Genomic DNA, 16,648 nt, shown 5'->3' with positions numbered 1-16,648 from the left:
ATGGCAACGCTTGAAATCCACGACCTGCACGTCACCGTCGAGGCCGACAACGCCACGAAGGAGATCCTCAAGGGCGTCGACCTGACCGTGAAGCAGGGCGAGACGCACGCCATCATGGGCCCCAACGGCTCGGGCAAGTCGACCCTCGCCTACTCGCTCGCGGGCCACCCGAAGTACACGATCACCGGCGGCACCGTCACCCTCGACGGCGAGGACGTCCTGGAGATGTCCGTCGACGAGCGCGCCCGCGCGGGCCTGTTCCTGGCGATGCAGTACCCGGTCGAGATCCCCGGCGTCTCGGTCTCCAACTTCCTGCGCACCTCCGCCACCGCCGTCCGCGGCGAGGCCCCCAAGCTGCGGTTGTGGGTGAAGGAGGTCAAGGAGACCATGGAGCGCCTCTCCATGGACCCCTCCTTCGCCGAGCGCAACGTCAACGAGGGCTTCTCCGGCGGTGAGAAGAAGCGCCACGAGATCCTTCAGCTCGAACTGCTCAAGCCGAAGATCGCGATCCTCGACGAGACCGACTCCGGCCTGGACGTCGACGCCCTGCGCGTCGTCTCCGAGGGCGTCAACCGCGTCCGCGAGACCGGTGAGGTGGGCACCCTGCTCATCACCCACTACACGCGCATCCTGCGCTACATCAAGCCCGACTTCGTCCACGTCTTCTCCGGCGGCCGCATCGTCGAGTCCGGCGGCGCCGAGCTCGCGGACAAGCTGGAGAACGAGGGCTACGAGTCCTACGCGAAGGGTGGCGTATCAGCGTGACGCAGCTGCCGGGCCTCCTCGACACCGAGGCGATCCGCAAGGACTTCCCCATCCTGGACCGCCAGGTCCACGACGGTAAGAAGCTGGTGTACCTGGACAACGCGGCGACCTCGCAGAAGCCGCGCCAGGTACTGGACGCCCTCAGTGGCTATTACGAGCGCTACAACGCCAACGTCCACCGCGGTGTGCATGTGCTCGCCGAGGAGGCCACGGCGCTGTACGAGGGCGCGCGCGACAAGGTCGCCGCGTTCATCAACGCGCCGAGCCGCGACGAGGTGATCTTCACCAAGAACGCCTCCGAGTCGCTCAACCTCGTGGCGAACATGCTGGGCTGGGCCGACGAGCCCTACCGCGTGGACCACGAGACCGAGATCGTCATCACGGAGATGGAGCACCACTCCAACATCGTTCCGTGGCAGCTGCTCTCGCAGCGCACCGGCGCGAAGCTGAAGTGGTTCGGCCTCACCGACGACGGCCGTCTCGACCTGTCGAACATCGACGAGATCATCACGGAGAAGACGAAGATCGTCTCCTTCGTGCTGGTGTCGAACATCCTGGGCACCGTGAACCCGGTCGAGGCGATAGTGCGCCGCGCCCAGGAGGTCGGCGCCCTGGTCCTGATCGACGCGTCGCAGGCCGCGCCGCACATGCCGCTCGACGTCCAGGCCCTCCAGGCCGACTTCGTGGCCTTCACCGGCCACAAGATGTGCGGTCCGACGGGTATCGGCATCCTCTGGGGCCGCCAGGAACTCCTGGAGGACCTCCCGCCGTTCCTCGGCGGCGGCGAGATGATCGAGACCGTGTCGATGCACTCGTCGACGTACGCGCCGGCGCCGCACAAGTTCGAGGCGGGCACCCCGCCGATCGCGCAGGCGGTCGGTCTGGGCGCGGCGATCGACTATCTCTCCGCGATCGGCATGGACAAGATCCTCGCCCACGAGCACGCGCTCACCGAGTACGCGGTGAAGCGGCTCGCGGAGGTCCCCGACCTGAGGATCATCGGCCCCAGCACGGCCGAGGACCGCGGGGCGGCGATCTCGTTCACGCTGGGCGACATCCACCCGCACGACGTGGGCCAGGTTCTCGACGAGCAGGGCATCGCGGTCCGGGTCGGTCACCACTGTGCCCGTCCGGTCTGCCTGCGGTACGGAATTCCTGCGACCACGCGGGCGTCGTTCTATCTGTACTCCACGCCGTCCGAGATCGACGCTCTGGTCGACGGCCTGGAGCACGTACGGAACTTCTTCGGCTGAGGGGCTGGCTGGGAACGTGAAGCTGGATTCGATGTACCAGGAAGTCATCCTGGACCACTACAAGCACCCGCACGGGCGCGGTCTCCGGGACGGCGACGCCGAGGTGCACCACGTCAATCCCACGTGCGGTGACGAGATCACCCTGCGTGTGAAGTACGACGGCGAGCGGATCGAGGACATCTCGTACGAGGGCCAGGGCTGCTCGATCAGCCAGGCCTCGGCCTCCGTACTGAACGACCTCCTGGTCGGCAAGGACGTGTCCGACGCGCAGAAGATCCAGGAGACCTTCCTGGAACTGATGCAGTCCAAGGGCCGGATCGAGCCCGACGACGCGATGGAGGAGGTGCTGGAGGACGCGGTCGCGTTCGCCGGTGTCTCCAAGTACCCGGCCCGGGTCAAGTGCGCCCTCCTCAGCTGGATGGCGTGGAAGGACGCGACGGCCCAGGTTCTGGGCGAGAGCGCCGAGAGGAAGACGGCATGAGCGAGAACACTGTGACATCGGACGAGACCGCGGTGACGCCGGACGAGTCCGCTGTGGCATCGCAGCAGACCGCGGTGGCGCCGGGCGATACCGCCGCGGCACCGGGCGGGAACCTGACGACGAAGCCCGCGTCGGAGGAAGAGGTCCGCGAGGCCCTCTACGACGTCGTCGACCCCGAGCTGGGCATCGACGTCGTCAACCTCGGCCTCATCTACGGCGTTCACATCGACGACGCGAACATCGCGACGATCGACATGACCCTGACGTCCGCGGCCTGTCCGCTCACCGACGTCATCGAGGACCAGGCCAAGTCCGCCACGGACGGCCTCGTCAACGAACTGCGCATCAACTGGGTCTGGATGCCGCCGTGGGGCCCGGACAAGATCACGGACGACGGCCGCGAGCAGCTTCGGGCGCTCGGCTTCAACGTCTGAGTCCTCGCTCCGGAGCTCCGGCTCCCGAGTACCTCGCACGGGGCGGCACCTTCGGGTGCCGCCCCGTCGCGTTTCCCTCGGGAGACGGCCCGGTCTCAGGCCAGGCCTCCCACCAGCCGGAACGCCGAGTCCTCCCCGTAGAGCCGGTCGCGCTCGTAACGCCCGAGGACGAGCTGGAAGTTGCGGTGGCGCAGGAAACGGCCCGGGTAGTTGACCGACTCCAGCGTGACGGCGCCCGAGCGGGAGGAGTCCCGCGGACAGAACGTGGCGTCCTCCCGGAAGAGGGAGGAGCCGTCGTCGCGGTCCGCGTGCAGGACGAAGTCACGGTGGCGCAGATACGAGCCGTCGACGGTGGCGAAGGAGTAGCAGGAGGACTTCGCCAGTCCCGGGACCACCTTGAAGCTGGCGGCCCTCCGGGTCGCGGCCGGACTGGACGAGCTCACCGGGTCGAGCCGGACCTGACCGCCGCTCAGATGCCAGTAGCGGTCCGGGTAGTTGACCGCCTGGACGGACTTCAGCCGCGAGGCCGGCCGGGGTGCGGAAGCGGTGCCGGAGGCGGCCGGCGCCGACTTCCCGGGGGCGGGCCGGCCGTCGGAGCCCTTGCCGGACGGCTCCGGCGAAGTTGAGCTGCGCGAAGCGGAATCCGGTGATGCCGAGCGTGAACTTCCCGGTGAGGACAGCGCGTCCTTTCCGGCCGGAGCCGTGGTCCCTCCTGCGGGAGCGACGGGGGCGCCGAGCAGGAAGGGGTTCGCCGTGTCGGCCGTGGTCCTGTTGTCCGCCTGATGTGATGAGGCGTCAGAGGGGCGTGCCTGCACGGAGATCACGGCTATGACGGCGATGGAGACGGCCATCGCGAGCCCACCGGCGAGCCAGAGCCGCCGTGTTCCCGGCAGCCTGTCCTCGTCGTCCGCCCGGACCGCCTCCCAGGGTGCCGAAGACGCGGGGACGAGGTCGGCCGGCACCGGGTAGGGCGCGCCGCGCGGTGTGGGGCGCCAGGGCACGATCTCCCTGGAGGGGGTGGATCCGTCGGAGCCGGATCCGGGTGTCACTTCTGGCATACGCGTTCCTAAGCGGGGGAGGGCGAGCGCGTGAGGGGGGGCGAAGCGGAAGGTGCGGAATGCGTGCGGCACACGGAGCGGGGCGGCCATGGAGACCCGGTGTGCGGCTGGTGAAACAGTAGTGGAACCGGTGACTACCGAGCGGTCGTTCCTCGTAGTGGCCAGGAAATTACGGACGGCTCTTTTCGGGCAATCACGCACAGAGCCACGGGAGTTGGGCGGGGGAGAGGGGCTCGTCCGGGTGAGGGCCGGCGGCGGCCGAGCGAGAACACCCGCCGGGGTGTGCTCACCGGTGTGTCCCGTGGCGGAGTCTCCGCCGCCGGGAGAGACTGCCGTTCATGGCTGTCTCCCTCTACCAACTGGTCATCGACGCCCACGACCTGCCGGCGCTCGCCCGCTTCTGGTGCCAAGTCCTGGACTGGCAGGTGCTGTTCGAGGACGAGAACGAGATCGTCATCGGCTCGGGCGCGCACGCGCTCCCCGGAATCTGCTTCGTACCCGCGGGCGAGCGAAAGACCGTCAAGAACCGTCTCCACATCGATCTCGCGCCGGACGACCGGGCGGCCGAGGTCGAGCGGATCCTCGCCCTCGGGGCGCGCCGGGCCGACGTGGGGCAGGGCGAGGACGTCACCTGGACCGTCCTCGCCGACCCCGAGGGCAACGAGTTCTGTGTGCTGCGGCCGAAGAAGTCGCTACTCGACTGAGCCGGGAGTTCCCGGCCCGCCTGGTGCCTGCGGCCCGCCGGGTGCGGCGGGTCCCCCGGATGTGTCAGGTCCCCCGGGTATGTCCGTGACAGCGGCCGCGCGCAGCAGTACATCCGCCAGGCCTTCCCTGCGGATGCGCTGGTCGATGTACAGCAGGCTGCTCACCAGGGGCATGAACACCATGAAGAACAGCTGGGCGAAGAGACCCGCGATCGCCGAGAGCACCAGGGCCGGTCCCAGGTCCGGCAGCATCTGGACGTAGACCTCCGCCATGTTCACGGACGCCTGTGTCCCGGGGGTGTACGGCTGCGGGGTCGGCATGGCGAACCTGAACGGCACATTGATCACGATGGAGACGATGAACGCGATCAGGCCGCCCAGCAGGGTGATGCCGAACGTGCGCCACCACGCACCGCGTACCAACCGCGCCGACCGGCGCAGCGCCGTCACCGGGGACGCGCCCTCCAGCACGGCGGCGGCCGGGGCGAAGCTGAACCGGACGAGCAGCCAGACCGTCAGCGGTACGGCGAGCAGCAGGAGCAGGAAGGCGAGACCGGGCGGCATGAACGGCTCGCCGTTCCTGACCGTGGTCAGCATCAGCCCGAAGAACATCAAGGCGAACAGCGCGATCGGGATCGCCAGGAACAGGCCCAGCAGCAGTGTCACCCCGAGCACGGCCGGGGTGCGCGACCAGGCACGCTTCCAGACGGCACCGAGGGGCGCCCGCCGCCCCAGTACGGCGTCGTGCAGGGTCGCCGCGGACGAGGCCTGGACGAAGGAGCTCGCCACCAGCGAGACCAGCATGCCCACGACCCACACGGAGCCGAACGCGATCAGGACGGCGCGCAGGTCGGTCCAGTGGATGGACCGGGGGGCCGCGGTCATGCGGTGCAGCTGGTCCCTGGTCGAGTAGTAGGCGAGGACTTCCAGGCCGATCGTCAGGGCCGCCAGGGCCAGGACGCACAGCAGTGCGAGCCCGAACAGCGGCTTCACGTAGCGGCGCATCGTGACGAAGGCGCCACCGAGGATGTGGTCCACGCCGAGCGGGGCCAGGGGGATCACGCCCGGCTTGGGCGGTGGCGGCGGCATCCAGCCCCAGCCGCCCGGAGGGCCCCAGTGCGGTCCCGGTCCCGACGGTCCCCACCCAGAACTGTCCGACATGCCCCACGCGCTCCTGTTGTCGGGAGTCTGTTCGACTCCGGCCCCCTTGTGATCGCGAACGATATCCGCTGGGGCGCACGATGCCCACGGCATATACGGGATCCGTACACGGACAACCGGACACCTGGGATGCGTACACCTGTACCCATCGCGGGTGCTCCATGTGTACAGTCGTACGCATGGGATACGTACTGCTCGCCGGTGCCATCGCGGCGGAGGTCGGCGCGACCACCGCGATGAAGTACACGGAGGGCTTCAGCAGGCTGTGGCCCTCCCTGCTGACAGTCCTCGGCTACGTCGTCGCCTTCGCGCTGCTGGCGCAGACCCTGAAGACCGTCTCGGTCGGCACGGCCTACGCGATCTGGGCCGGCGTCGGCACCGCCGCCATCGCCGCGATCGGCATGCTGTTCCTCGGCGAGGGGCTCACGGCGGCGAAGGCCGCCGGGATCGTCCTGATCATCGGCGGAGTCGTCGTGCTGAACCTGGGCGGGGCGCACTGATGGCCCGGTCCTGCGCCCCGGACGGCGGACCGTGAAGACGCGGCGGTACGACCCCGAGCGGCGCCAGCGGATCATCGACGCGGCGATCCGTGTCGTCGGCGCCAAGGGCATCGCCGGACTCAGCCACCGCTCCGTCGCGGCCGAGGCCGATGTGCCGCTCGGCTCCACCACGTACCACTTCAAGACCCTCGACGAGCTCATGGTCGCCGCTCTTCGCCAGGCGAACGAGGGCTTCGCCAAGGTGCTCGCCGCGCGCGGCACCCTGGAGGACACCCGCGCGGACCTGGCCGCCGAACTCGCCGGACTCATCGGCGAATGGCTGGCCGGCGACCGCACGGGGGTGGAGCTGGAGTACGAGCTCTACCTCGCCGCCCTGCGCAGACCCGCGCTGCGCCCGGTGGCCGCCGAGTGGATCGACAGCCTCGTCGGACCGCTGACCCGTCGCACGGACCCGGTCACCGCACGGGCGCTCGTCGCCCTGCTGGACGGGATCTGTCTCCAGGTCCTGCTGACGGGGACCTCGTACGACGAGGGGTACGCACGGGAGGTGTTGGAGCGGGTCCTGCGGGACGGCGGGGGCGCCGGCGCGGGACTCCGTGGGGTGGCCGGCGGCAATCCGGACCGACCGGCGGCGGACCCGGCGCGGTGACCCGGTGCCCGGTCGGCGAGACGCCCCGCGTAGCGGTTCGCCCGCGCGGCCCCCGTCAAGTTAGGTTGCACTCATGACCGACACGACTGCTTCTCGTACCACCGGCGCCGTCGCCGCCGGGCTCGCCACCCTCGCCGCCGACGGCACTGTTCTCGACACCTGGTTCCCCGCCCCCGAACTGTCCGCCGCGACCGGCGAGGGCCCCGGCCCGTCCGGCACCGAGCGGCTGTCCGCCGAGCGGGCCGTGGAACTGCTCGGCGAGGGAGCCGCGCAGGCCATCGGCCCCGACGCCCGCCGTGGCGTCGAGGTGGTCGCGGTCCGTACGGTCATCGCGTCGCTGGACGACAAGCCGCTCGACGCGCACGACGCCTACCTGCGCCTGCACCTCCTCTCGCACCGCCTGGTCAAGCCGCACGGCCAGAACCTGGACGGCCTGTTCGGGCTGCTCGCCAACGTCGCCTGGACCTCGCTCGGCCCGGTCGCCGTCGACGACATCGAGAAGGTCCGGCTGAACGCGCGCGCCGCGGGCCTGCACCTCCAGGTGACCTCCATCGACAAGTTCCCGCGCATGACGGACTACGTCGCGCCCAAGGGCGTCCGTATCGCCGACGCCGACCGGGTCCGCCTCGGCGCGCACCTCGCCGAGGGCACGACCGTCATGCACGAGGGCTTCGTGAACTTCAACGCCGGCACGCTCGGCACCTCCATGGTCGAGGGTCGTATCTCCGCCGGTGTCGTCGTCGGCGACGGCTCGGACATCGGCGGCGGCGCGTCCACCATGGGCACCCTCTCCGGCGGCGGCAACGTCCGCATCACCATCGGCGAGCGCTGCCTCGTCGGCGCGGAGGCGGGCGTCGGCATCGCACTCGGCGACGAGTGCGTGGTCGAGGCCGGGCTGTACGTCACCGCCGGGACGCGCGTGACGATGCCCGACGGTGACGTCGTCAAGGCCCGGGAACTGTCCGGGGCTTCGAACATCCTCTTCCGCCGCAACTCGGTCACCGGAACCGTCGAGGCCCGCCCGAACAACGCGGTCTGGGGCGGCCTGAACGAGGTCCTGCACAGCCACAACTGACCTTCGGGGGCCGTGACTTGAGGCCTCCAACCGGATCATCGCCCTGAACTGCTGCCGAGCTGTCGGCAGTTGTCGACGCTGGTCACCATCGAGCGCCCTTCCATGGCCCCAGGACGGCCCGGGAGGGCGCTCGTGCGTCGGGGGAGACAGGTGCCTCGTAAGTTCGATCCGGGCTCTTGCGGCTGGTGTTGCCGCCTGGCCCGGCGACCTGGCAGAGCTGCTGTGTACGCCTCCGCGGTCCAGTCGACGGCGTCTCCTGCTCCCGGACGGGAGGGCATGAGCTGCCTGAGCGTGTCCATCCAACTCATGGCGTCTCTGCCTCCGTGCCAATGAAGATCGCGAGCCGACCCGCCCCGTTGAAGCACTGCATGCGGTCATCGTCCATGACGGAGCCCGGGCCTAAGGGCTGTCCCGTAGTCCCCGGCGGGCGCACGACGACAGCTACGGCTCCCCCAAGCTCTTCGAGCAGGGGGTACCCCCACGCCGCGTTGTCGGATCGCCCGAATACGCCCGGTATGAGGACGACCCTCCGCCTTGCGATGCACCGCATCTGACGCCGCGCGCTGGTCCACCGGGGATTACGGGACAGCCCTTAGGTAGACCAACTGCGGTGCCCTGACGTGATCTCAGCTTGGGAAGCTAAGGTCCTGCACCGTCGAGAGGCTTGCTGGCCTGCTGCGGAGCGGCGTCATGGCCGAGGGCGTGCTGGGTGGGGTCACCGGTGTTCCCCGTGGTTCCCCGCAGCATCTGGCACGGGATTGGCACGGGAGTACGTTCAGGCGGGTGAGTCAGTCGCGCCGCGGACTCGACATGTCAATGTCGGCGCCGAGGGCGTTGGAGGAGGTCAACGAGTGGGCCGCGCTTCTCAGGTCGTGCTCCCATCTTGAGAGCTCGCCGGGGCCTATCCATTCACTGTAGTCCGCTGCGACGGAGAGAAACCGTGTTTCCTCCTGGGTGCCGGCTGCGACCGTCATCGACAACCGGTCAGCCACGTCCTTGGGGCTCAGCTCGCCTCTCGCGAGGCCGAACGCGAGGCTCGCGAGGAGGCGTCGGCCGGCCGCCTCTTCGTCGGGAAGCGGTACGCCGAGTTCGTGCAGGGCCTGGACGTACAGCTCACGGATCTCTGTCGCGTCGCTCCTGCGCGACAGTCCGGCCAGCTCGCGCAAGGCGGGGGAATCATGCCCGTCGACGAGCGCATGAGCAGCGAGCATCGGGAGTTCCTCGGGCGGGAGTACCTCCGCTACGTACTGCCAAGCGCGCTGCTGCAACCGATCCATGCGCTCATCGTGAAGGCGATGAGACGTCCTGGCCAGCCGATTTGCCGGTGGGGCCTCGGCCTCCTCTTGCCCTGGGTCTTGCCGGGGATCTTGGGGACCTGCATTTTCGCTGCTCAGGGGCGGTGGGGTCCGGGCGCCTGGTGGTCGTCGTTGGTCGTCCTTGGCCGCTGTCGAGCGACGTCGGACGGCCCAGCTTTTGCGCACTCGACCGCCGGCACCTCTTTGATACGCCCTGTCTGGACCCCCGCCGACGACAGTCAGCCACGACGGCGAGTCAGCCGACACCACTGGCGCGCGTGCCGCGCTGCACCCCCAGCGGCCTGAGCCGCGCTGTCCGCCGTCAACCAGAGCAAGCCCCCACGGCTCAGACGCGTCATAGGAAGTTCTGTGACCCGCCCCGATGATCCAAAGCGGCCCGGACGGCAGGGGTTTGTGCGACAGCGTCCTTGAGGATCAGGTGCCAGAGTTGTCGACGAACCCCACGATGTCGAGGTATTCGATTTTGGGCGGGACGCCATAGATCCCCGTCACCTTGGCGACGATCTCCTCCGTGAAGAAGGCACGGGCTTTCTCCTCGTCATCCCACACGTAGAAGTTCCTTGCCTGAACGCCGTCTTCGCCGAGCGTGAAGCTCTTGAAGCGAAGGCCGGCCATGCCTTCGAACGGTCCTCGGAGTTCGTCGGCAATCTTTGCGATGGTTGAGCGATCGAACTTTTCGGGCTGCGTGAAAGTCACCAGCACGCCGATCATCGGGCCTCCTGTCGATTGGGTGAGCGACGGTCGATCGAGTGATGCTCGCGGCGGATCCTAGTACACACAGCCGGAGGTTCTGGTCGTTAGGTCGCGAATGTCGGTGAACTCGGACAGATCGCCCTGGGTGGCCGCGGACAGCTCGGTGATGCCGCGGTCGGCGAGCCGCTGGGCGACATCGACCCGTGGTGGAGAGGTCTGCCGTGAGCTGGCCCGCGCTATGAACGCCCTGCCACGATTCTCCTCGGAGTGTCAGTCGCCTCGGACACGTCGGGCACCGGTGGGCGGGGGCCGGCATGGTGATGGTCGGGCATTTACACCATTAGGTGCTGGTTTTGCGGCAGTGGCGGTATGCACCACCGCCATCAGTTCCGCGGTGACGTTCGGGACCCGGAGGCTTCCTGCGGTGGTGGACGTGGGGCTACGTCTCGCTAGTCGCATGCGTCCTACTCGTGCTGCTGGCCTCCGAAGCGTGGCTGGAGCGACGCGGTGGTCGACCTCGGCCCGCGCCCAGAGGGCGGCGAAGATCTGGGGGCATGGGCTACGCGTCGATTCCATGCCCTTGGACATCTGGCGCGATCGCGAACTGCCCGATGTCGCCCGGGATGGACTCGTGATCGGCATCAACTGGAGCGGGCCGCGCCTCGTCGGCTGGAGCTTCACCACGATGGAAGTCCTCAACCGACTGGCGGCGGCCGACTAAGGGCTGTCCCGTAATCCCCGGTGGATCAGCGCGCGGCGTCAGATGCGGTGCATCGCAAGGCGGAGGGTCGTCCTCATACCGGGCGTATTCGGGCGATCCGACAACGCGGCGTGGGGGTACCCCCTGCTCGAAGAGCTTGGGGGAGCCGTAGCTGTCGTCGTGCGCCCGCCGGGGATTACGGGACAGCCCTTAGCTCCTGGCGTCGCCCGCCAGAGCGCGCCGTCGCCGCCGGCGGATGATCCTGAGGGCGAGGGCGAGGGCGAGGGAGACCTCGTCGATGTCGTCGCGTATCTTCCGGCGGATTCGCAGGCGGCGGAACCCATGCGAATGGGCGAACGCGCGCCCCACGACTCGGCGTTGGGCGCCAAGGCCGGATCCGTGCTCGGTGCCGCGGCGCGCGATCGGCGGCTTCACGCTCGGACGCGAGAACGGCATGCACGCGCTTCGTTTGTGGTGGCGGAACGGGTTTTGGCCTTACCCGGGTGGATGGTTGTATATGCATTTCTGAAATGCGGTAATGATTCGATTTGTAAATTCCGATCAAATTCCGATGCCTGCCGCATTGATGCTGCGGTCGACTCAATGAGTTGCTTTCCCGGGCCGGACCGGCGTGCTGCATCGATCTTCCGAATCGGCCCTGTATCCCTTGGGCGTTACGCGAGGCGATGGAGAGGCACAGACGATGTTCGGGCGAAGGAAATTCCTCAAGGCCGGTGCCGTGGGCGGTGCGGTCATGCTTCCGCAGGGTGTTCTGGAGGCGCGGGCGTCCGCGTCGCCGGAGCACGGGACGGGGGCCGCGGACGACACCTCGGTGCCGCAGACCCCTCCACTGGCGAAGTACGTCGACCCGCTGCCCCGGCCGAGGACGGCCATCGCGGACCGATCCGTCTACCCGGGCGCCGACTACTACGAGGTCACGATGAGGGAGGGCTCATGGCGCTTCCACCGGGATCTCGCGCCGGCGGCCACGTGGGGTTACTGGGCCACGAACCCGCATGATCCCCGCAAGCCGATCGGCATGGGCTATCTGGGCCCGACCCTCGACGTCACCAGGGATCGCCCGACTGTCGTCAAGTGGCGCAACGAGCTGCCGACCACCCACATGTTCCAGTTCGTGATCGACGCCATTCGAAGCGGGGACCCCCAGCTCACCCCGACCGCCCCGCCCCCGTACAAGAGCGAACCGCCCTTCCCGTCGAACGTCAACGTGTGGAACGTCGTGCACCAGCACGGCGGTTTCACGGCACCGCAGTCCGACGGTATGCCGTTGCAGTCCTACAGCCCGGACGGAATCCACGCGGAGGCGTACACCACCCTTGACCCGAGCCGGGTCGAAGCCAACGAGGCGATCTGCGCCTACACCAACCACGACCACTCGTGCATGCTCTGGTACCACGACCACGGCATGGGGATGACGAGTCTCAACGTCTACGCGGGTCTGGCCGGCCTCTACCGGATCGGTGACCCGGCCGACGACCGGCTCGGGCTGCCGCAGGGCGAGTTCGAGGTCCCCCTCGTCCTACAGGACCGGACCTTCCACCCGGACGGTTCGCTCGCCTACACGATGACGATGCGGGAAGGCGAGGACACCCCGGTCGTCAACGGGAAGGCGTACCCGTACCTGGCCGTCGAGCCGCGGCGCTACCGGCTGCGCCTCCTCAACGCCTCGAACGAGCGTTTCTGGCGGCTGACGTTCGAGGTTCCCAGGGACGTCCTGCCTCAGCCCACACTGCCGTTCTGGCTCATCGGCACGGACGGCGGTTTCCGTGCCCCGTTGCAGATGCTGAACTTCCTGATCTCGCCGGCCGAGCGGTACGACCTGATCGTCGATTTCAGCAAGATGCCCATGGGCACGAACGTCACCCTGACGAACTACAACGCCCCGGTCCACTTCCCCGGCATGCCGGGCGAAGGGCCGGTGATCACGGAAATCATGCAGTTCCAGGTCACCAAGCCCTTGTCCGGCGGCGGGGACAGGACGAGGCCGCCCAGGAAACTCCAGCTGCCGGCGGTCGTACCCGTCGAGCCGAAGCCGCACATCCGCCGCCGGGAATGGGTCACCTACCAGCACAAGCTCTTCGGCACCATGACATTCAACGCGGTGCCGTTCATGGAGCCGTCCGAGGACTTCATCAAGGTGGGCTCGCCGGAGATCTGGGAGTACATCAACCCCAACCACGACGCCCACCCGATGCATGTTCACCTCGTCAACTTCCAGGTGCTGAACAGGCAGCCGATCGACGCGGCCGCCTATCAGGCGGATTACGAGAAATGGCTCGACGGTGGCCGCAAACCGGAGGACCGTCCGGTGCTGGCGAACTATCTCACCGGCCCGCCGATTCCGCCGGACCCGGACGAGGCGCGGTCGTACAAGGACACGTTCAAGTCCTATCCGGAGACGGTGACCAGAATCATCGTCGACGAATTCACCCCGCCGATGGAGACGATCGGGGGGATTCCGGGCAGCGGCGCCGAGCTCCCGGCGACGTACGTCCACCACTGCCACATCCTCGAACACGAGGATGACGACCTGATGCGCCCATGGACGATCGTCGGCCCGGGTGACGACTCCGGTGACGGTGACCACGATGGTGGCTACGGCGGTCACGGCGGCGGTCACGACGGTGCTCACAGCAGCAGTCACGACGGCGGTCACCGCCACTGACGGTTCGGTCGGCCCGCGTGTGCCACGGTCCCCGCCCTCCCGCTCCGGCGGGAGGGCGTTCGCCTATGTGCCGAGGCTCGTGCCGAACTCCGCCAGGGCCTCGAAGTCGGGCTCACGCAGGCCGAGACGGGGGTCGACGTGGTGCAGCAGCGCGGGGGCCGGGTGATGAGCGGCCACGAACGTGTCGTCGGCCGGGCTCTGTTCGTCGTCCACCCAGGCGAACGGGCGGCCCTCGGCGTGAGCCACGATCCTTGCCGTCTTCCAGTGGACGCCGTCGGGGCGCTCGGCGAACAGGGCGCCGGTGAAGTCGACATAGGGTAGTTCCGGCAGGCCGATCACAGGGGCGATCCAGCGGTTGGCGGCGCCCATCCAGGTGGTGGCCCAGCACAGGTCGTAGCCGAGGGCCAGGAGCGCGCGGCCGTGGTCCGGGTGGAGCCAGACGCGCAGCGGCCGGCCGGGCTCCAGAGCGACCCGGATCGTGGTGTACCCCGCGGGCCGGCGTTCCTTCTGGGCCGCGTACGGATTGAGCGGGCCGTCGACGTCGAGGAACAGCAGTGGCCGGTTCACCTCGACAACGTACGGCAGAAGCCGCATGGAGTCGCGGGAGATTCGCACCCCGCGCAGGGCCCTGGACACGCCTCACGCACGGACAGGCAGCGCACCATGCTGGTGCTGCGCTACTTCGAGGATCTGCCGGAGTCCGAGGTGGCCCGGATCCTCGGGTGCCCCGTGGGGACGTACGGTCCACGACGCACCGCTCGCTGGCCCGGCTGCGCGCCCTCGCTCCGGAGCTGGAGCTGCTGGGCCCCGCCGCGGCCGAGCGGCGGTCGTCCCGTGACTTCTCACCCGTGGAGGTGCGTCCGTGAACGTCGAAGAACTGGTGCGCGATGCCTTCCGCGAGGAGGCCGCGGACACCCCGCACGCGTCTCCGTCGCTCGTCGACCGGGTCCTGGACGTCCGGCGCCGTATCCGGAGGCGCCGGCTCGCGTCGCTCGCCGCGGCCACCGCCGCCGCGGTCGCCCTCACGGTGGCCCTGCCCCTCCTCGGCCGTGGCGGCCACGAGGTGCGCCCCGCCAGCGAGATGAACCGGAGCGACATCATCGGGCACCCGGACCAGTCGCCGCCGAAGACCATGATCGCGGCGGGGGACACCGTGCTGTCCGCCTTTGTGACCAAGTGGGTCAAGCAGCCGGACGGGGACATGGTCTCCCAGCGTGTGTACGGGCTTCTCGACCAGAAAAAGGGCACGTACGAGAAGACCGAATGGGCCTTCCTGGATGTGGCGCCGGGCTCCCGGACCGCCGCCGTGCTGGAGGGCGAACTGCCCGCCAGGCGCATCGGACTGCTCGACCTGATCACGGGCAAGGTGGACCGCTGGATCGCACTGGACCAGGGCGTCGCCAGTGTCGCCTTCTCCCCGGACGGCACGAAGCTCGTCGCGACGACCTACGCCAAGAACCCCGACCGCCGCCTCGCCGCCCATCCGGAGATCGTGGACGGCAGGAAGACCCCGGGGCCCGTGCCGAGCCGTACCGGATTCACCGTCGTGGACGTGGAGTCGGGCCGGTCGGACTGGCACAAGGCGCCGTACTCGACGGACGGGACGGGGTGGTTCGGCAACGCCCGCGAGGATTTCGACTGGAGCCATGAAGGCACGCTCGTCCACTCGGATTCCGTGATGAAGCCCTTCCGCGCCTACTACGGCCTGGACGGCACCAAGGCCGACTGGCCGAAGGACGAGCAGGGTTCCCCCTCCGTGGCGGCGGGACTCTCGCCCGACGGGAAGCTCTCGGCCGGTGACTTCGCGGGCTTCGGCAGCACGGTCGCTGCCGCGATCCTGGACCCGCACACCGGCAGGCGGGTCACCACCGTACCGGTGCAGCAACTTCTCGCCTGGGCCGACAACAAGAGGCTCGTCGCCTGGGGCTGCGACCCGAAGAGGTGCTCCGGAAAGGGCGAGTTCCACAACCAGTTGCTGCTCGTCACCATCGGCACCGACAGAGTCGTACAGCTGAGCGGATTCCGTAAGGCCGATGCCGCGTACCCGGGACGCTGGACGCCGGTCTTCAGCTCGCGCTGACCGAGGTCTCGTACGCCGCCAGCAGCCCGTCGACCGCCTTCCGGTCGGCGGGCCGCAGCGGTGCCCGTACCGGACCGGCGGGCCGCCCCAGCGAGTTGAGCAACGCCTTCGCCGTGACCGCGCCGGGCAAGCCGGCCGACATCATCGACTCGACCAGCGGAAGAACCCGGCGCTGGCCCAGGGCCGCCCCCGCGGTGTCTCCGGCGTCGAACGCGTCGAGGATCGAACGGAACTGACGGGGTGCCACATTGGACACCGTGCTGACGTATCCGGCCGCGCCGATCGCGTACAGCGCGAGGACGTACTCGTCGCAGCCCGCGTAGTACGCCAACTCCGTCCGTGCCAGCACCTTTTGCGTACCGAGCAGGTCGTACGCGCAGTCCTTCACCGCCACGATCCGCGGATGTCCCGCGAGCCGGATCAGCGTCTCCGGCTCGATGCGGGTCCCGGTGCGTCCCGGGATGTCGTACAGCATGACGGGCAGCCGCGAGGCGTCCGCGATCTCCCGGAAGTGCGCCTCGACCGCGTCCTGTGGAGGCCTGCTGTAGTAGGGCGCGACCACCAACAGCCCGTCCGCGCCCGCCCTCTCGGCCGCGCCGGCCAGTTCCACGGTGTGCCGGGTGTCGGCGGTCCCCACTCCCGCCACGATCGGGACCCGGTCGCCCACGGCCTCCCGCACCGCCCGCACCAGCGTGGCCTTCTCGGCGTCCGTCGTGGTCGGCGACTCGCCCGTCGTCCCGGAGAGCACCAGCCCGTCGCACCCCTCGGCCACCAGCAGTGCTGCGAGCCGCTGCGCGCCCTCGACGTCCAGCGAGCCCGCCTCCGTGAACGGCGTGACCATCGCGCAGAGGGCGCGGCCGAAGGGAGGCGCGGGCCGCGTCGGGTGCGGGGTGCCGTCGGTGGAGGTGACGGCAGGCGTGGAGGGGGTGGGGGAGGCGGAGGAGGTGGCGGAGGCGGATGGGGTGACGGTGGCGGGACTGGTCCTCGGAGCGGTCATGAACGTAGTGTCGGCCACTCCATTGTGAAGCTCCACTTAAATCTTCTACGCAATATCGTCAATGATTGCTACGGCTTTTGGGCGGTGGCGGTGGCG

General features: G+C 68.9%; 17 protein-coding genes and 2 pseudogenes. 12 read left to right on the top strand and 7 right to left on the bottom strand.

All coding sequences use genetic code 11. The features are described 5' to 3' along the window. The 4 genes from sufC to ABZV42_RS11295 all read left to right on the top strand — a co-directional run bounded on the left by sufC (position 1) and on the right by ABZV42_RS11295 (position 2,933). Entirely contained in the window at positions 1 to 765 is a 765-nt protein-coding gene (gene sufC / locus ABZV42_RS11310; RefSeq protein WP_355990865.1) for a Fe-S cluster assembly ATPase SufC, read from the top strand. Beyond that, positions 762 to 2,018, top strand: a complete 1,257-nt coding sequence (locus ABZV42_RS11305; RefSeq protein WP_355990863.1) for a cysteine desulfurase — start codon at positions 762 to 764, stop codon at positions 2,016 to 2,018. Before sufC ends, ABZV42_RS11305 begins: the two co-directional genes overlap by 4 nt. 16 nt (positions 2,019 to 2,034) lie before the next feature. Further along, positions 2,035 to 2,499 carry a Fe-S cluster assembly sulfur transfer protein SufU gene (gene sufU, locus ABZV42_RS11300; protein WP_351873601.1) on the top strand — a complete coding sequence of 155 codons (465 nt, stop codon included), beginning with the start codon at positions 2,035 to 2,037 and terminating at the stop codon, positions 2,497 to 2,499. Positions 2,500 to 2,612: 113 nt separating this feature from the next. Then, on the top strand, positions 2,613 to 2,933 hold the full coding sequence (locus tag ABZV42_RS11295; protein ID WP_355990895.1) for a metal-sulfur cluster assembly factor: 321 nt from the start codon (positions 2,613 to 2,615) through the stop codon (positions 2,931 to 2,933). Between the two features lie 95 nt (positions 2,934 to 3,028). On the opposite strand, the gene ABZV42_RS11290 is transcribed toward ABZV42_RS11295, so the two are convergent. After that, the gene (locus ABZV42_RS11290; protein ID WP_356051712.1) at positions 3,029 to 3,991 is read right to left on the bottom strand and encodes an AbfB domain-containing protein; all 963 of its coding nucleotides are present in this window, start codon (positions 3,989 to 3,991) and stop codon (positions 3,029 to 3,031) included. 338 nt (positions 3,992 to 4,329) lie between these two features. Between ABZV42_RS11290 and ABZV42_RS11285 the strand changes: the two genes are divergently transcribed. Then, on the top strand, positions 4,330 to 4,695 hold the full coding sequence (locus tag ABZV42_RS11285; protein ID WP_355990858.1) for a VOC family protein: 366 nt from the start codon (positions 4,330 to 4,332) through the stop codon (positions 4,693 to 4,695). On the opposite strand, the gene ABZV42_RS11280 is transcribed toward ABZV42_RS11285, so the two are convergent. Further along, positions 4,684 to 5,856, bottom strand: coding sequence for a hypothetical protein (locus ABZV42_RS11280; protein ID WP_355990856.1), 1,173 nt, complete (start codon positions 5,854 to 5,856; stop codon positions 4,684 to 4,686). The two genes, ABZV42_RS11285 and ABZV42_RS11280, sit on opposite strands and share 12 nt — an antisense overlap. 179 nt (positions 5,857 to 6,035) lie before the next feature. Between ABZV42_RS11280 and ABZV42_RS11275 the strand changes: the two genes are divergently transcribed. From ABZV42_RS11275 to dapD, 3 genes are all read left to right on the top strand, one after another. Continuing rightward, on the top strand, positions 6,036 to 6,356 hold the full coding sequence (locus tag ABZV42_RS11275; RefSeq protein ID WP_355990854.1) for a multidrug efflux SMR transporter: 321 nt from the start codon (positions 6,036 to 6,038) through the stop codon (positions 6,354 to 6,356). Positions 6,357 to 6,387: 31 nt separating this feature from the next. Beyond that, positions 6,388 to 7,005, top strand: a complete 618-nt coding sequence (locus ABZV42_RS11270; RefSeq protein ID WP_355990851.1) for a TetR family transcriptional regulator — start codon at positions 6,388 to 6,390, stop codon at positions 7,003 to 7,005. Between the two features lie 73 nt (positions 7,006 to 7,078). Then, positions 7,079 to 8,080, top strand: a complete 1,002-nt coding sequence (gene dapD, locus ABZV42_RS11265; protein ID WP_355990849.1) for a 2,3,4,5-tetrahydropyridine-2,6-dicarboxylate N-succinyltransferase — start codon at positions 7,079 to 7,081, stop codon at positions 8,078 to 8,080. Between the two features lie 788 nt (positions 8,081 to 8,868). Here the strand turns inward: dapD and ABZV42_RS11260 are convergent. Together ABZV42_RS11260 and ABZV42_RS11255 are read right to left on the bottom strand one after the other, a co-directional pair. Next, the gene (locus ABZV42_RS11260; protein WP_356051710.1) at positions 8,869 to 9,357 is read right to left on the bottom strand and encodes a hypothetical protein; all 489 of its coding nucleotides are present in this window, start codon (positions 9,355 to 9,357) and stop codon (positions 8,869 to 8,871) included. A gap of 453 nt (positions 9,358 to 9,810) precedes the next feature. After that, positions 9,811 to 10,107 carry a hypothetical protein gene (locus ABZV42_RS11255; protein WP_355983982.1) on the bottom strand — a complete coding sequence of 99 codons (297 nt, stop codon included), beginning with the start codon at positions 10,105 to 10,107 and terminating at the stop codon, positions 9,811 to 9,813. 556 nt (positions 10,108 to 10,663) lie between these two features. On the opposite strand from ABZV42_RS11255, the gene ABZV42_RS11250 reads away from it, so the two are divergent. Continuing rightward, positions 10,664 to 10,810, top strand: coding sequence for a hypothetical protein (locus ABZV42_RS11250; RefSeq protein ID WP_355983981.1), 147 nt, complete (start codon positions 10,664 to 10,666; stop codon positions 10,808 to 10,810). A 189-nt stretch (positions 10,811 to 10,999) separates the two neighbouring features. On the opposite strand, the pseudogene ABZV42_RS11245 reads toward ABZV42_RS11250, so the two are convergent. Then, a pseudogene (locus tag ABZV42_RS11245) lies at positions 11,000 to 11,224 on the bottom strand (hypothetical protein); the annotation flags it as partial. A 268-nt stretch (positions 11,225 to 11,492) separates the two neighbouring features. Between ABZV42_RS11245 and ABZV42_RS11240 the strand changes: the two are divergent. Beyond that, the gene (locus ABZV42_RS11240) at positions 11,493 to 13,475 is read left to right on the top strand and encodes a multicopper oxidase domain-containing protein (RefSeq protein WP_356051708.1); all 1,983 of its coding nucleotides are present in this window, start codon (positions 11,493 to 11,495) and stop codon (positions 13,473 to 13,475) included. A 63-nt stretch (positions 13,476 to 13,538) separates the two neighbouring features. On the opposite strand, the gene ABZV42_RS11235 is transcribed toward ABZV42_RS11240, so the two are convergent. Then, the gene (locus ABZV42_RS11235; RefSeq protein WP_356051706.1) at positions 13,539 to 14,042 is read right to left on the bottom strand and encodes an HAD domain-containing protein; all 504 of its coding nucleotides are present in this window, start codon (positions 14,040 to 14,042) and stop codon (positions 13,539 to 13,541) included. 84 nt (positions 14,043 to 14,126) lie between these two features. Here ABZV42_RS11235 and ABZV42_RS11230 point away from each other — a divergent pair. Both ABZV42_RS11230 and ABZV42_RS11225 read left to right on the top strand, forming a co-directional pair. Further along, a pseudogene (locus ABZV42_RS11230) lies at positions 14,127 to 14,341 on the top strand (sigma factor-like helix-turn-helix DNA-binding protein); the annotation flags it as partial. Beyond that, positions 14,338 to 15,555, top strand: a complete 1,218-nt coding sequence (locus ABZV42_RS11225; RefSeq protein ID WP_356051704.1) for a WD40 repeat domain-containing protein — start codon at positions 14,338 to 14,340, stop codon at positions 15,553 to 15,555. The pseudogene ABZV42_RS11230 and the gene ABZV42_RS11225, both read left to right, overlap by 4 nt. Here ABZV42_RS11225 and dapA read toward each other — a convergent pair. Next, the gene (dapA, locus tag ABZV42_RS11220) at positions 15,542 to 16,552 is read right to left on the bottom strand and encodes a 4-hydroxy-tetrahydrodipicolinate synthase (RefSeq protein ID WP_356051703.1); all 1,011 of its coding nucleotides are present in this window, start codon (positions 16,550 to 16,552) and stop codon (positions 15,542 to 15,544) included. The two genes, ABZV42_RS11225 and dapA, sit on opposite strands and share 14 nt — an antisense overlap. Positions 16,553 to 16,648 lie beyond the last annotated feature (96 nt).

This window comes from Streptomyces sp. NPDC005281, from assembly GCF_040607495.1.
In the GTDB taxonomy this organism is placed as follows: Bacteria; Actinomycetota; Actinomycetes; order Streptomycetales; family Streptomycetaceae; genus Streptomyces.
The sequence above is the reverse complement of the archived record's forward strand: the minus strand, read 5'-3'. Positions and strand labels throughout refer to the sequence as shown.

Excerpts from the sequence above, each read along its gene's own strand:
- ABZV42_RS11280 (WP_355990856.1), bottom strand. The coding sequence starts at position 5,856 with ATGTCGGACAGTTCTGGGTGGGGACCGTCGGGACCGGGACCGCACTGG.
- ABZV42_RS11255 (WP_355983982.1), bottom strand. The coding sequence starts at position 10,107 with ATGATCGGCGTGCTGGTGACTTTCACGCAGCCCGAAAAGTTCGATCGC.
- ABZV42_RS11250 (WP_355983981.1), top strand. The coding sequence starts at position 10,664 with ATGCCCTTGGACATCTGGCGCGATCGCGAACTGCCCGATGTCGCCCGG.
- dapD (WP_355990849.1), top strand. The coding sequence starts at position 7,079 with ATGACCGACACGACTGCTTCTCGTACCACCGGCGCCGTCGCCGCCGGG.
- sufC (WP_355990865.1), top strand. The coding sequence starts at position 1 with ATGGCAACGCTTGAAATCCACGACCTGCACGTCACCGTCGAGGCCGAC.
- ABZV42_RS11285 (WP_355990858.1), top strand. The coding sequence starts at position 4,330 with ATGGCTGTCTCCCTCTACCAACTGGTCATCGACGCCCACGACCTGCCG.
- ABZV42_RS11240 (WP_356051708.1), top strand. The coding sequence starts at position 11,493 with ATGTTCGGGCGAAGGAAATTCCTCAAGGCCGGTGCCGTGGGCGGTGCG.
- ABZV42_RS11290 (WP_356051712.1), bottom strand. The coding sequence starts at position 3,991 with ATGCCAGAAGTGACACCCGGATCCGGCTCCGACGGATCCACCCCCTCC.
- dapA (WP_356051703.1), bottom strand. The coding sequence starts at position 16,552 with ATGACCGCTCCGAGGACCAGTCCCGCCACCGTCACCCCATCCGCCTCC.
- ABZV42_RS11275 (WP_355990854.1), top strand. The coding sequence starts at position 6,036 with ATGGGATACGTACTGCTCGCCGGTGCCATCGCGGCGGAGGTCGGCGCG.
- ABZV42_RS11260 (WP_356051710.1), bottom strand. The coding sequence starts at position 9,357 with ATGGATCGGTTGCAGCAGCGCGCTTGGCAGTACGTAGCGGAGGTACTC.